This window comes from Peribacillus sp. NJ4 (genome assembly GCF_030348345.1).
GTDB lineage: Bacteria > Bacillota > Bacilli > Bacillales > DSM-1321 > Peribacillus.
Map to the genome: position 1 here is coordinate 654,209 of NZ_JAUCFQ010000001.1, position 14,339 is coordinate 668,547.

The following is a 14,339-nucleotide window of genomic DNA, read 5'->3' on the forward strand; positions in this document are numbered from 1 at the left end:
GCTCCTTCCATTCGCTCATCATAATAAAGAAGTGATGCTTACTTGACTGCCTTTAATGCTTGTTCAGATATATAGAAGTCTTTTCCATTGTAAACGGTGATGGCATTTATTTTCTTTTGCTGTGTAGACTTAGAAGTCTTCATGATAACGATATTCTTATTTGCAGGCAACTCCACTTTTTGCTTACCCTTTTTTGCTACGAAAACTGGGTTATTCGGGTCAGACACATCAATACGGGTTGAATATCCCTTTTTCTCAAAGGAATCTTTAGCATTCATGTATAGTTTATTCGATAACTTTTGTAAATCAAACCCCATGAATTGGGCCATCTTTTTAGCGAGATCTGTATTCTCCACTAATCCTGTCGGTTTTGATGGGCCATAAGAATACAGAAATACGTCTTCCCCTGTATGACCGCCTGTTGTAAAACCAATGTTGGCACGGTTAGCAAGCATCTTTGTCATGTCAGCCCCTACGTTTTTTGAAGAGGATAGTTTTGCTGATTCTTCAGCTGTCAGATCATTAAGTCCATAAAGGGCTGCAACTTCCTTTAGATTGGATTTATCTGATTTCAACTTACTTAAAGCTCCTTCAACTGTCATCTTCGCTTTCTTTAATGGATCGATGTAGGCTGAAACGGGTGTTTCCGGGTAGGAGGAGTTCGTGTTTAAGTTACCCATTGTAATTCCGCTGTTCCCATGGTCCGTTACAGCAATAACCATCGTGTTTCCATCTTTTTTTGCAAACTTAAGTGCCTCGTCCACGGCATTATCAAAAGCTAAAGTATCACTGATCATTCCGATTGTGTCGTTTCCGTGAGCAGCCCAGTCAATCTTGCTGCCTTCAATAAATAGGAAGAAGCCGTCTTTATCTTTTTTCAAGGTTTTAAGGGCTTTATTGGTCATTTCTGCTAAAGTGGGCTCACTTGGCTTTGTTGTTTCACGATCAAAATCATAGGCTAGGGCACTTGGTGCAAAGCTTCCCCAAATTTTATTAGATTTAGAGTTTAACAGCTCATCTCGGGTTTCAACAAAGTCATATTTGCCATCATCAAGCACTTCCAAAAGGTTTTCCCCATCAATTCTTGCATTTTTTGTTTTACCTGGTGAAAGGGATTCCTTGCCCCCTCCCAAAACCACGTCAATGCCCTGATAAACCTGCTGTTCCGCAATATCAGCGTAATTGCTTCGATGTGTCACATGAGCTGAAAAGCCTGCGGGTGTAGCATGCTGGATTTCAGAGGTAGAGATGATGCCAGTTGCCTTTCCCGCTTGTTTCGCTCCTTCCAATACGTTGGCGACTGGTTTATGGGCATTTTTCGGATTAACCGGATCGAGCCCTGGGGAATTGACGATGGATGGCAGGACACCGACAAATTTATCATTGGATTTATTTCCTGTCGCAAGCGCTGTTGCTGCAGGAGCTGAGTCTGTAATCGCTGATTCAGCTGAGTATGTACGCATACCACCGGCCAGCATTTCGTCCATGGCCAGATTATCGCCTTTATACCACCTTGAAAGGGTTGTGGCACCTGTACTTGTTCCGTCCATAACCATCATGATGACGTTTGTTGGTTCTTTTTTCTTGTCTTTTGCCTGAACATCTTCCTTCAATGTTGAAATACCCAGTGATGAAAGGGCTACTGTACCCGCTAACGTAATTCCTGCTACCTTTTTACTCATTTTCCCCAAAATGCATACCTCCAAAAAATATACTTGATACATCTAAGGATAAATGGGATATATTAAGAAATTACTTCATTTAAGTAAAGAAAGGTTTTTTATCTGTAAATTTGATTTTCTCGCTATAAATGAAATGAACGTACCATTTGAAAAACGCGACTGTTATTTATCATGGAAAAGCTCATGGGAAATGGACTGAAGTGTATTTTTGAAGGCTGTTCAGAAGGAATAGCTTAAGAGTGAACGTTAAAAAGGCAGAAATCCCATGGACTCTGCTTTTTTAGTATGCTAGTTACCTTTGGAAAAATTCAATCCACTCTTTTTCTGGTCCATAAACGTAGAAATAGCGATAACCATTTGGAAGTGTGATGATTTCCTCCTCAATAAGCTCGGTGTTATCCAAGCTTTTGATCCGGGCATATTCTTTTTCGATATCATCCACGGTAATGGCAAAATGGTGGATCGTTGCTTCGGATGGCAGTGTGTCGCTATATCCTTGAATCAATTCTATTTCTGTTTCGTCCGACTCTTCGTAACCCAGGAATGCCAGTTCGATTACCCCATTAGTATGAGGCATGCGTAATTTTAATTTTAAATCCAGCACATCTTGATAAAAGGCGATGGATTTTTCAAGATCTTTTACAACGATGCCAATGTGATCGACCCTTTTCGCAGCCAAGAAAACTTCCTCCTTCATTATGTCCATGTGCAATATGCTGATAAATAGTATGTATAACATTATTCGGAATTAAATTACATTTTTATAGCCGTTTTTAGATAATATTTAAAATAATGTTAATTAAGAGGAATTATTGGTGAATATCGGAAGGTGAGCGGTGACGTTATGGATAATATTTTTTTCATAATATTGTCTATTCAGATTCGAGGTATAAAATTATTGCGTTTACATTACATTATGTTGGAAAGAATAGAATTTAATATTTTTACAAGGTAAAAATTTGTTTCTATATGGATTAGTCGATATACTATGGAAACAACACCATTATTAATGGATATGAGAGGAGAGGTAATATGGGGAAAATTCGTGAAGGTGAAGTTTTCACACTTGCTGATGACAATGATGAAGGCCATGAAGTTGAGGTTTTAGGATCATTGGATGTAGAAGGAACGGAATATGTAGCGGTAGGTCTGCTTGAGGATATTGAAGAGGATACTGAAGAAGATATCGATATTTTCTTTTTCAGGGTCGAAGGCGAAGGTGAGCTGCTTGATATCGAATCGGATGAAGAGTTCGAAAAGGTATCATTGGCGTTTGAAGCCGCATTTGAAGCGAAAGAATGATGGGACAAGATAAAAGACGGCACAATATGTGCCGCCTTTTTTATATGTATAAGAAAGTATTGGCCCCGCCTTCGCCATATACCATGATAGCCACTCGTGCTATCCAACCTTACTTAAGTATAGGATTGTATTATTGATGGGACATGTACTCTATATGTAGATTTTGTTAAAAAACGGAGCATTTTTCCATCTCTAAGGCATAGGATAAAAAAGTGGAGGTGATGGGATGGCTGTTGTAAAGCACACTGATGCCGATATTGCTTTATTGGCAAGGTTGCTTAGAGCTGAAGGCGAGGGCGAAGGCGATCAAGGCATGTTGATGATCGGGAATGTAGGGGTGAATCGGATCAGGTCGAACTGTTCCGATTTCAAAGGGTTAAGGACGATTCCAGACATGATTTATCAGGAACATGCCTTTGAAGCTGTACAGAAGGGGTATTTTTATCAACGAGCAAGGGATAGGGAAAAAAGGCTTGCACGCCGCAGTGTAAATGGTGAAAGGCTATGGCCCTCGAAATTTAGCCTATGGTACTTCAGGCCACCGGGAGATTGTCCGGCAACCTGGTATAATCAGCCTCTGGTTGGCCGATTCAAGCTTCATTGCTTTTATGAACCAACAGGTGCAGAATGTCAAAATATTTATAATACATTTTAATGAAGAGGCTGAACCTTATGGAGGTTTAGCCTCTTTGTGCATCAAACCCTAAATGGTAAATATCATATGATAAAACTGGCAAATGATTTACTGTTACTGTAAAATTGAGACAGTAAATTTCCGGATAAGAAAGGAATAAAAAAATTGATGAGTAAAGGGCTTATTAATTATGGACAAGGGCAAATGGGGGAACAGTCGGAGGAGAATACTTGGAAATTCAGGTCTTTCATGGAGAATAACCCGGACGCCATTTCCATTGTTGATCTGGAAGGTAAGACTCTTCAAGTAAATGCAGCTTTTGAAGAGTTTTTCGGTTGGACGAATGATGAGCTCATTGGCATGCCATTTCCCATTATTCCTGAATTCTTGAAGGAATCAGTCAAAGGATTGCATGACCAGATTAGGGCTGGGGTACAAAAGAAAGGCTTTGAAACGGTCAGGCAAAGGAAGGATGGCCGGTTAATCGATGTGAGCATCTCCCTATTTAATATCCGGGATAAAGAAAATGAGCCGTGTGCACTGGTCTTCGTTTATCGGGATATCACGAATCAAAAACTTGCTGAAGCTGCCTTGAAGGAAAGTGAACAAAGGTATCGCAGTTTAGTGGAGGTGTCACCTGAAGCGATATTTGTGCATCGCAATGGGATCATAGAGTATATGAATCCCATGGGGGCAAAAATGCTTGGGATGGATAGTGTGGAAGATATTATCGGTAAATCGGTTTTTCAATTCGTTCACCTTGATTCCCGGGAAAGTGTACAAAAAAGAATCGAGATAATGAGGGACGATTATCAGGCAGTTGGTTTACTGGAACAAAAGTTCATTCGACTTGACGGACAAGTATTTTATGGAGAAACACTCGGGCTTCCGATTATTTATAAAGGTCAGCCAGCCATACAGGTATTTTGCAGGGATATTACGGAGCGTAAAAAGACCGATGAGCTGCTCTGTAAATCCAATATGTTATCAGCGGTAGGACAGATGGCTGCGGGCATCGCACATGAAATAAGAAATCCATTAACTACGGTAAAAGGATTTTTACAATTATTAAGGGAAGACCCTGAGCAAAAGGACTATCTTGAAATGACGGTCAGTGAAGTTGAGAAAATCGAAATCCTGGCCAATGAATTTTTAAGTTTAGCAGAGCCTGAAGCGAAGGTTTGTGAATCGATACAGCTTAACGAAATATTGGATAGTGTGATTACGTTAGCCGAGTTTCAAGCGATATTGAATGATGTTGAAATCATCAAGGAATTCAATACGGATTTGGCATCAGTCATTGGCGAACCGAATCAGTTAAGACAAGTATTCACGAATGTCGTCAATAATGCGATAGAAGCCATGCCGAATGGCGGCAAACTTCATATACAGTTAAACCATGAGGGCGCCTCCGCAATGATCCGATTCATTGATCAAGGTTGTGGAATCTCAAATGAGCGCATGAAGCATATAGGGCAGCCTTTTTATAGCACCTCGGAAAAAGGAACAGGGTTGGGGCTCATGGTCAGTACTAAAATCATCCATGAACATAATGGGGAAATTCATTTCAGCAGCGAAGTGGGAAAAGGGACGATTGTAGAAATCATTCTCCCGATCAATGAAAGTTCACAATGAAAAGTGACGAGAAGCCATGCTCTCGTCACTTTTTGGATTATAGCTTAACGATCGTTCTGCCTCTTGCTTCCCCTTTTAATAGGGTAGGAAGGATGTCAGGCAATTCATCAATTGTAATTTCCTGTTGAATGAGCTGTTCTAAATGCGTAAGTTTAAAGTCGGTGGCAAGGCGATGCCAAACTTTCAATCTTGTATCCATCGGGCAATTGACCGAATCGATACCAAGTAAATTAACGCCTCTGAGGATAAATGGAAAGACGGTGGCAGGAACGCTTGTACCAGCCGTTAATCCACTGACCGCTACAGATCCGCCATACTTGATTTGGCTAAGGACCGAGGCTAACGGTTCACCGCCGACGGGATCTACCGCCCCGCTCCACTTCTGTTTGCCCAGTGCCCGCAGCTTGCCATCATATACATCTTCACGGGATATAATAGTCGTCGCACCGATTTCCTTCAGGTATCCATGTTCCGATTCTTTTCCTGTACTCGCTTCAACGGAATAGCCTAGTTTGGAAAGGATCGAGACAGCGAAACTGCCAACCCCGCCAGTTGCACCAGTGACGAGAACGCTCCCTTGCCCAGGAGTAAGGTCATTTTCTTCCAGACGCTGAACCGATAAAGCTGCAGTGAAACCAGCCGTTCCGATGATCATCGCCTCTTTCATTGTAAGGCCATCAGGAAGCGGAACGATCCAATCTGCAGGAACACGGGCAAATTGACTGTAGCCGCCGGATTGTGAAACGCCAATCCCATAGGAGGTCGCAATGACTTCGTCCCCTTTTTTAAAGCGGGAATCCTCAGATGAAACGACAACACCAGCCATATCAATTCCCGGAACGATCGGATAGCTGCTGACAATGTTTCCATTCGGAATGCTGGCAAGGCTATCTTTATAGTTCACACCGGAATAATGAACACGGATGAGCACGTCCTCTTGCGGCAGATCATCAACTGATAGTTTCTGAATGTTAACGGTGAATTGATCATCTTGCTTGTTCACGACTAATGCATCAAATTGCTGTATCATGGTTCGTTCCCCCTTTTATAATGAATCTATCCAATTATAAAGAAAAAACGTTGTGATGTATAATGATACAAATCGAAATAAGTAGTGCTTGCTTTTCTTTCTGCTTCTAAAAATGTTACTATTAGATTTGATTCAGTTCATATTAAAGGAGATGTTTTACATGGCTAAAAAAGGATACATACTTATGGAAAATGGAGAAAAGATCGAATTCGACCTTTTCCCGAACGAAGCACCGAACACAGTTGCCAACTTCGAAAACTTAGCAAACACAGGATTTTATAACGGCGTAGTCTTTCACCGTGTCATCCCTGGTTTCGTAAGCCAAGGCGGAGATCCAACAGGTACAGGTGCAGGCGGAAGCGGCACACAAATCAAATGTGAAACAGTAGGAAACCCTCACAAACATGAGGCAGGCAGCCTATCAATGGCACATGCCGGAAAAGATACAGGCTCAAGCCAATTCTTTATCGTGCACGCACCACAACCGCATCTTAACGGCGTTCACACGGTATTCGGTAAAGTGACATCTGGACTTGAAACAGCAAAAGCTATGAAAAATGGCGACAAAATGGAAAAAGTCGAAGTTTTTGACGCTGAATGATAGAAGTGAAAAGAGGGGGCATTATGCCCCCTCTTTTTTTTCCATGTTCATGGGCAGCAGACTTAACCTATAAGCCCGCTTTAATGGTGAGCATTTTAGTTAGGTTGGCGTAATGCTTTCAGTGAAACGATAGTTGACCTCTGTCATGGATTCCGAAATAGCCCATAATCTTTTCGAGGTTTCTTCATTATATAAGGTATCGATGATATCGTCTTTTCTAGGAAAGCCTTTTCTGCTTTTCTTGCCATCGGGACCGATATACTCCCCGCCTGTTAATGTAGGTTCCGTTGCGGCATAAAGAGTGGGCAATGCGCCCAGATTTGCGGGCTGGGTGATGGTTTTGGAAAGAAAGTGGACAAATTTATTCATGGGCTTGCCAGATCCGCGTGACATGAGATTGGTATGGGCAAGGCCCGGATGACAGGCAATGCTAATCGGGTTTGCATCATGCTGGTTGAATTTGTTCTGTAATTCGCGGGCAAAGAGAAGATTGGCCAGCTTGCTTTGCGCATAGTATTTCATTGGTTTATAACCGTTTTCACCATTTAGATTTTCGAAATCCATGAATCCATTGTTGGCGGCCAAGCTGCTCAATGTGACCACCCGCGATTTTGGAGTAGAAAGGATACGCGGAAGCAGGAGGCCTGTCAAAGCAAAATGACCGAGATGATTGCTGCCGAATTGTAGCTCGAAACCATCCTTCGTCTTGCTGTAAGGCGGAATCATCACACCTGCGTTATTGATAAGGACGGAGAGTGAGTCATAGTTTTCCTTATATGAATCAGCAAAATGCCGAATGCTGCTTAAATCACTTAAATCCAGCTGCATAACGCGTACATTTGCCTTAGGGTGGACCGAGATGATTCTATCGACCGCCTTTTCACCCTTTGAAGAATTCCGGACGGCAAGAATGATTTCTGCCCCCTTACCGGCCAGTGCAAAAGCCGTTTCGAAGCCAAGTCCACTATTAGCACCAGTGATTACAATGGTTTGCCCCGATAGATCTACCATTTCTTCGCCAGTCCACTTTTTAATCATCCAATCACACCTTTCCACACATTCTATACCTATCATATACCCAAATAATTCCTATATGTCACATTCCATGGCGGGAACTAAGTGTTGTACTTATTTTTTTGCAATTTTAAAGGATATTGTTGATTTTATTGGTGAACTAACGGGGAAGTTTAGTTGCACAAGTTATAAATTGAATGGTTTAAAGTTATAGAGCATTTCGCTGTAATGAGGAATGCTTTTTATCTTGTCTATAAACAATAACAATATAATTAAAATCAATAATATTTTATTGTGAAACAATAAAACATGTGTTAAATTCAAATTGACAATAAATAAATGAGGTGCTTTTTATGAAACCAAGTTCAACACTCTTTTTAAAGGTAGCTGTTATTTTTATTGGTATTCCTGTTCTTGCTTTGTGTCTATTTTTGTTGCCTCAGATAGCGAATGAAGCAAATGAAGCAGCAGAAAGAGGTTCAGATTTGGCTTATGTGGTATATGGAATTTTAATGGTTATGTATGTTTCGGCGATCCCATTTTACTTCGCTTTGTATCAATCTTTTAACCTTTTAAGCTATATTGACAAGAACCAAGCTTTCTCGGAATTATCTGTAAGAGCCCTAAAGAAAATCAAAAACTGTGCCATCACAATCAGTGGCTTGTACGTGGTTGCTCTGCCACTCGTCTATATCATGGCGGAGATAGATGACGCACCGGGTCTCGTACTAATCGGAATGGGCTTGATTTTTGCTCCCATGGTGATTGCGGTCTTTGCGGCTGTTCTTCAAAGACTTTTAAAAGAAGCCATCGATATAAAATCAGAGAACGACTTAATAGTCTGAGGTGAATAACATGGCAATAATAATCAATATTGATGTGATGCTGGCTAAAAGGAAAATGAGCGTAACAGAACTTTCGGAGAGGGTTGGAATAACAATGGCTAACCTTTCTATATTGAAAAATGGAAAGGCAAAAGCGATTCGACTATCCACGTTAGAAGCTATTTGTAAGGCTTTAGACTGTCAGCCGGGAGATCTTTTAGAATACAAAAGTGACGAGTACACTCAAGAATAATAGGCAACAAATTTCTTCAACTAATGGGTGGTTTAGTTCAAAAAGGGAGGTTGCTGCGGCAGCCTTTTTCTTATGGAACTAACTGGGCAGGTTAGTTTGAATAAGATATAAATAATTTTCATAATTTTTATTTCAAAAGAGCTGCATATCCGTTTCGAATCTATTCATTAATTCATATCCTATTAATACTAGGGAGGAGATGAATAGATGGCATCTAATGATGAATTAATTTGTCAAGAGTTTGCAAGAATTATCGGCGGCCAAGAAGGATTTGCGGGTGGAAAATGTGTGACAACCATAAATCGAAATGAAATAAAAGCAAAAATTTCAGGAAAACGTTTTAGAGTAACCTCTTCTTTCTCATTTGAATCAAGAGATAATAAGACTGGACGAGCATTGTGCCTAGGTAGGGTAGCACTCTTGCAAAAAGAAGTCGAGAATTTTGTTGCTTCCATTCTTAAACAAGGAATAATAGTTTCATCCATACACAATGAGTGGCTTTTTGATAATCCGAATTTGGTTTACGTTAATATCGAAGCTGTTGATGCCCCATTAGTTTTTGCAAGGAAAGTAAGAAAAGCGTTATGGAACTAATGGATTTCTCACTAGTGGTAAACCGGAGGGAAAACCAAAAAGAATAATTAATAGTTGTAGAATAAATGAGAACAGAGAACAGATAAAGCCAATGGAATCCAGAATTCCATTGGCTTTATTCTGATGCTTTATGTAAACAGCGTGCGTGATTATCTATTCCAAAAAAAATTATTCCTTATCAAGAACATCCATTGTTAAGATGTTATCTAATACCTGATAACCCAAAGCCACCTTCGTTTCTAGCGGTTACTGATAATTCACTAACCTCATTAACTACCGATTTATATGTAGGTTGTATTACCATTTGAGGGATTCTCATTCCAACTTCAATATGAAATGCATCTTTCCCGTGGTTAATTAAAATAACTCCAATTTCTCCTCTGTAACCTTCATCTATGGTTCCAGGACTATTTAAAACTGTTATAGAGTGTTTTAAAGCTAATCCACTCCTAGGTCTAATTTGAGCCTCTTATTTGTTGGTAACCCGATTTTTATACCTGTTTTTAATAATGATGTTTCTCCAGGTAGTAATAATTTTTCCTCAACTGAATATAGATCCATGACTATTTTCCCTATATAAAGTGGTTTTTTTGAATTTTTTTTGCAAGGTGGTATAAGTTTAACGTCTACACATGACAAACGCTCAGTCATTCAAAGGCTTGTTGCATAACTATAGAAAGAATGTCCTATTAAAGATCTCTGTCCATGCAAATAACAAAATGGGAAACCCATACACTCATGTTTATGGCTTCCTAAACTAAAAAAGAGGTGAATCATTTTGTCTTTTCCAAACATCCCTAATATTACACCAACCATTTCGATTACGACTGCTCAGACTGTACCGCTACTTTTGTCTTCCATTGCTCTTGAAGAATTAGCCCTCGCTCACATCATCAATGCTGAGGCAGAGAAGCTTCAATTTGTTCTAGGAACATTACCAACAGGAACCACACTTTCTCCTGCAGTGGTTTCGTTACCCAATCTTCTTGCTGTTGACTCGAGTGTTCAAAGAACCCTTCGTGACGTCATCAAAAAGGAAATGTTGTTGGAATTCAAGTTTGAAAACGTTCTGGATTTGTTAACAACTATTCCCCCAACTCCGCCTCCACCAGCTTGCGGTTGTCAGGTAACGGGCATGCCAGTAGCAGGAAATGCCTTTTCCATTAACCGAGGACAAGGCGCAGCAGGCACAACTGTTACATTTAACGAAGTCGTTCAAGATCCACCTGGAGGAGTTACCTATAATGGTCTCATATGTTCGAGCTGCACACCAGATGCCAACTTCTTTGAGTTTGATTTCGATGGATCCGATGGTGTCGCTGCATTTATTTTCACGGCAACTACCTTTAACGTTCCTAATTGCCCTAACAATGCTACAGTAACAATAACAGGCCAAGGGACTATCACAGCAGGCACTAATGTGTTTGGTGCTAATCCTGTATACGCTCTCACCGTGAACGAAGTAACAGATGATATTAGCTTAACGATTACTGGTAACGGTAACACATTCATAGCAACGGTAACAGACCTAGGAGAAGGTGAAATCGCTCTCTTGAATTGTCCTTAAACTGGTTCAGCGCCCAAAACATTCACACATAGACGATTTTTCCCATTAGAGTAGGAAAAATCGTCTTTTCAATTGACATAATATTCACCTTTTATGATTCTAGTAAATCACTTTCGTTAATTGATTTCAGTTATTTGGCGTCTCCTAAGATTGAACTGACCCCATAAAGTTAGACAGGTTATTTCGTTAGGGATTTCTTGAACTAGAACAAAAATTACTTATAACGGAACAAGGGCCGTGTCCCATTTACACCATTAACCATAATTTATATATAGTCTTAAAAATTGAAAGAGGTGAATGATTTTGTCTTTTCCAAATATACCTAATATTACTCCTACCATTTCTGTTACGGTAGAGCAGACGATTCCTTTACTGTTAAGTTCCATTGCTCTGGAAGAACTAGCTCTGGCTCACATCATAAATGCCGAGGCAGAGAAGCTTCAATTTGTTTTAGGAACATTACCTACAGGAACCGCACTTTCTCCTGCAGTGGTGTCGTTAGCCGAACTTTTTGCTGTTGATTCGAGTGTTCAAAGAACCCTTCGTGACGTCATCAAAAAGGAAATGCTCTTGGAGTTCAAATTTGAAAATGTTCTGGATTTAATCGGAACTCTTCCTCCTGTGATATCTACATTTCTTTTTGTATCGAATCGTGACGATAACACGGTAGCAATTTTTGATATTTCCACTCCTCCAAATCCTTTATTTGTAACGAAGTTTAGTTCAGTAGATTCTCCAGGCGTTTTAAATGGTCCTACTGGTGGCCCTACCGGATTAGCGATTACAGGTACCACTCTTTATGTCGCAAATCAATTCGATAACAATGTAGCAATTTTTGATATTTCGTTACCTACTGGTCCTATCCATCCTGGTGATCCTATCTTTCCTACAGGTCCTATACGTGTAGGGCAGTTTAGTACAGGTTTAAGTGAACCTACCGGATTCGCGATTACAGGCAACATTCTTTATATCGCAAATCAACTCGATAGCACGTTAGCCATTTATGATATTTCCACTCCTCAGGATCCTTTATTTATAAAGAAGTTTGGCGGATTAGATATTCCAGTAGGCTTAAGTAAGCCTAGCGGATTAGCGATTACAGGTGACATTCTGTATGTATCAAATTCCGGCGATGACACGGTAGCCGCTTTTGATATTTCTTCGCCTGGGTTTCCTTCCCTTGTAAAGCAGGTGAATGACGTAAGTGGTCCTGCCGGATTGGCGCTTTATCCTATTGATCCTATCCTTCCTGGGGATCCTGTCGTTCCTCCAAGTTCTATGTATGTATCAAATTTTAACAATAGTACGATAGATATATTTGATATTACCCTTCCTACTGATCCTATACATGTAGGGGAGTTTGGTGCAGGGGATTTAAGTGGTCCTGAGGGATTGGCGATTACAGATACGACTCTGTATGCAGCAAATTTTAACAATAGTACGGTAGAAATTTATAATATTATCCTTCCTACTAGTCCTGTACGTGTAAGGGAGTTTGGTGCAGGCGTTTTAAATGGTCCTTTCGGATTGGCGATTTTCCCAGTTGACCCTGTCTAAATGAATATCATATACATGTGAGGTTGACATAACATCACATTATTGGAAGTAGCTAAAAAAGCCAAACCCATGTGTATCAGGAGTTTGGCTCTTAGTCGTTTTTTATCGTTTATTCAGGATTTTATACAACCTTGATGTAGCAAGGGTTTACTAGCTTGTAAGACTCATATAACAGACCTATTCTTTGCATAAAAAATATAAAACACCTTATTAAGCTAACGGGTGCTTTACTTCAATAAGGGAGTTGCTTTGGCAACTCTTTTTCTTATGGAACTGACGGGGCAGGTTAGTTCAAGAGTACATAAGGAGTTGTTCAACAATTGGGCTAGATTGCGAGGAAGAATTGCTGACTTTACAAAAGGTAAATTAGTTAAGGATAAATAGTGGTGAACCGAAAAGAAGGCGCTTTTGAGTGGAGCTATTATTTGGAATTTAATGCATAAGATTGGAACCGATGCCCATTTCAAACGTAAGTAATGTAAAAGACTTAAGGTTGGGAGGCATAAGTATGAGGCAGCTTTATATAAAGCAGAAGGTATTCAGTCTTAGCGGGAAATTTACAGTAAAGGATCAGCAGGAGAAGGATATATATTACGTGGAGGGAAGTTTTATGCAAGTTCCAAAAACTTTCTCCATTATGAATACAGCAAGAGATGAAGTAGCACTCATTACGAAAAAGGTGTTCAGCTTTTTACCAAAGTTTTTGGTTGAGGTGAATGGTCGAGAGGTATTAACAATAAAGAAGGAATTTTCCTTATTTAAAGCACGATATACAATTGATGCGGCAGGCATTGAAGTACATGGTAATTGGTGGGATATGGATTTTCAAATTTTACAGCATGGTAAAATCGTAGGTAAAGTGGGCAAGGAGTGGTTCACTTGGGGCGATAGCTACAAGGTTCAAATAATAGATGAAGAGATGGAAACCATTATTATTGCACTCGTTGTTGCAATTGATTGTGTGAAGGCTGATCAAGCAGCTGCTTCCTCAGCAGCGTCGATTTAAAGTAGAAGTGTAAAATTAAAAGGTTGACAGTTTTTAAAAAATCACTGCTTGAATAGGTGCGGTGAACCGTATCATAAATAAATAAATAAATAAATGACAAGGCCATTTGGTACCAAGGTTTTATATTCGTTCTTCAGTAATCGAGCGCGATTCTTGAATAAGGTTCGCTTTTCTTATAGAACTAACAGGCTGAAGATTGGAGCTGTCTTTAAGGCAGCTTTTTCTTATGGAGCTAACGGGGCAGGTTAGTTGAATAAGGTAATATTTGGATTAAGATAGATATAAGTAGAAAAGTTAATAACAAGGGGTGCTTTTTTGGAGAAAAATATTGGGGGTGTAGATTTTTTTAAACAAGTAGTAAAAAGACTTTGCAAAAAAACAATATTTCCCCTCAGAAACCTAAATTTGAAATCATCGAGAACGTAATGGTTATTAGCATTAAGAACCATTTAAAAGATGGAGTAGACTTAGATTGTTTTAATATTTTAAACCTTATTTAACGAACAATTGGACCTTTAGAAGAGAGCTGAACAAACAAGAAATAGAATTATTGAGGCTTATGCAGAGTGTCAAGGCATTTTATTTTGATTATAGCAATGAAATGAATACCATTTGGCGATGAATTATTTTACTAAGTTTT

Annotated in this window: 13 protein-coding genes and 2 pseudogenes; 10 read left to right on the forward strand and 5 right to left on the reverse strand. The window is 39.7% G+C overall.

The annotated features are described in order from the left end of the window. Positions 1–38: 38 nt before the first annotated feature. Together QUF94_RS03245 and QUF94_RS03250 are read right to left on the reverse strand one after the other, a co-directional pair. On the reverse strand, positions 39–1,682 hold the full coding sequence (locus QUF94_RS03245) for an alkaline phosphatase (RefSeq protein ID WP_289318279.1): 1,644 nt from the start codon (positions 1,680–1,682) through the stop codon (positions 39–41). A 292-nt stretch (positions 1,683–1,974) separates the two neighbouring features. Beyond that, complete coding sequence (locus QUF94_RS03250) at positions 1,975–2,361, reverse strand: VOC family protein (protein WP_289314592.1); 387 nt, start codon at positions 2,359–2,361, stop codon at positions 1,975–1,977. A gap of 353 nt (positions 2,362–2,714) precedes the next feature. On the opposite strand from QUF94_RS03250, the gene QUF94_RS03255 reads away from it, so the two are divergent. From QUF94_RS03255 to QUF94_RS03265, 3 genes are all read left to right on the forward strand, one after another. Then, positions 2,715–2,984, forward strand: a complete 270-nt coding sequence (locus QUF94_RS03255; RefSeq protein WP_230159473.1) for a DUF1292 domain-containing protein — start codon at positions 2,715–2,717, stop codon at positions 2,982–2,984. A gap of 226 nt (positions 2,985–3,210) precedes the next feature. After that, positions 3,211–3,639: a cell wall hydrolase gene (locus QUF94_RS03260; RefSeq protein ID WP_289314593.1), complete on the forward strand. Its 429-nt coding sequence runs from the start codon at positions 3,211–3,213 to the stop codon at positions 3,637–3,639. A gap of 147 nt (positions 3,640–3,786) precedes the next feature. Then, positions 3,787–5,253, forward strand: a complete 1,467-nt coding sequence (locus QUF94_RS03265) for a PAS domain-containing sensor histidine kinase (RefSeq protein ID WP_289314594.1) — start codon at positions 3,787–3,789, stop codon at positions 5,251–5,253. Positions 5,254–5,290: 37 nt separating this feature from the next. On the opposite strand, the gene QUF94_RS03270 is transcribed toward QUF94_RS03265, so the two are convergent. Further along, on the reverse strand, positions 5,291–6,283 hold the full coding sequence (locus QUF94_RS03270; protein WP_289314595.1) for an NADPH:quinone oxidoreductase family protein: 993 nt from the start codon (positions 6,281–6,283) through the stop codon (positions 5,291–5,293). 160 nt (positions 6,284–6,443) lie between these two features. On the opposite strand from QUF94_RS03270, the gene QUF94_RS03275 reads away from it, so the two are divergent. After that, entirely contained in the window at positions 6,444–6,884 is a 441-nt protein-coding gene (locus tag QUF94_RS03275; protein WP_053348803.1) for a peptidylprolyl isomerase, read from the forward strand. 99 nt (positions 6,885–6,983) lie between these two features. Here QUF94_RS03275 and QUF94_RS03280 read toward each other — a convergent pair whose 3' ends face one another. After that, complete coding sequence (locus QUF94_RS03280) at positions 6,984–7,922, reverse strand: oxidoreductase (protein ID WP_289314596.1); 939 nt, start codon at positions 7,920–7,922, stop codon at positions 6,984–6,986. A 329-nt stretch (positions 7,923–8,251) separates the two neighbouring features. On the opposite strand from QUF94_RS03280, the gene QUF94_RS03285 reads away from it, so the two are divergent. The 3 genes from QUF94_RS03285 to QUF94_RS03295 all read left to right on the forward strand — a co-directional run bounded on the left by QUF94_RS03285 (position 8,252) and on the right by QUF94_RS03295 (position 9,569). Further along, entirely contained in the window at positions 8,252–8,743 is a 492-nt protein-coding gene (locus tag QUF94_RS03285) for a DUF2975 domain-containing protein (protein ID WP_289314597.1), read from the forward strand. Between the two features lie 10 nt (positions 8,744–8,753). After that, positions 8,754–8,975, forward strand: a complete 222-nt coding sequence (locus QUF94_RS03290) for a helix-turn-helix domain-containing protein (RefSeq protein WP_289314598.1) — start codon at positions 8,754–8,756, stop codon at positions 8,973–8,975. Between the two features lie 207 nt (positions 8,976–9,182). Continuing rightward, entirely contained in the window at positions 9,183–9,569 is a 387-nt protein-coding gene (locus QUF94_RS03295; protein WP_289314599.1) for a DUF1259 domain-containing protein, read from the forward strand. A 202-nt stretch (positions 9,570–9,771) separates the two neighbouring features. Here the strand turns inward: QUF94_RS03295 and dut are convergent. Then, positions 9,772–10,130: pseudogene (gene dut, locus QUF94_RS03300) on the reverse strand (dUTP diphosphatase). Between the two features lie 217 nt (positions 10,131–10,347). Between dut and QUF94_RS29035 the strand changes: the two are divergent. The 3 genes and pseudogenes from QUF94_RS29035 to QUF94_RS03315 form a co-directional block, all read left to right on the forward strand. Beyond that, positions 10,348–10,656, forward strand: a pseudogene (locus QUF94_RS29035) (alpha-helical endospore appendage domain-containing protein); the annotation flags it as partial. Between the two features lie 783 nt (positions 10,657–11,439). Next, on the forward strand, positions 11,440–12,693 hold the full coding sequence (locus QUF94_RS28720; RefSeq protein ID WP_353957737.1) for an LVIVD repeat-containing protein: 1,254 nt from the start codon (positions 11,440–11,442) through the stop codon (positions 12,691–12,693). Between the two features lie 508 nt (positions 12,694–13,201). After that, a complete protein-coding gene (locus QUF94_RS03315) occupies positions 13,202–13,699 on the forward strand; it encodes an LURP-one-related/scramblase family protein (protein ID WP_289314600.1) in 498 nt (165 codons plus the stop codon). Positions 13,700–14,339 lie beyond the last annotated feature (640 nt).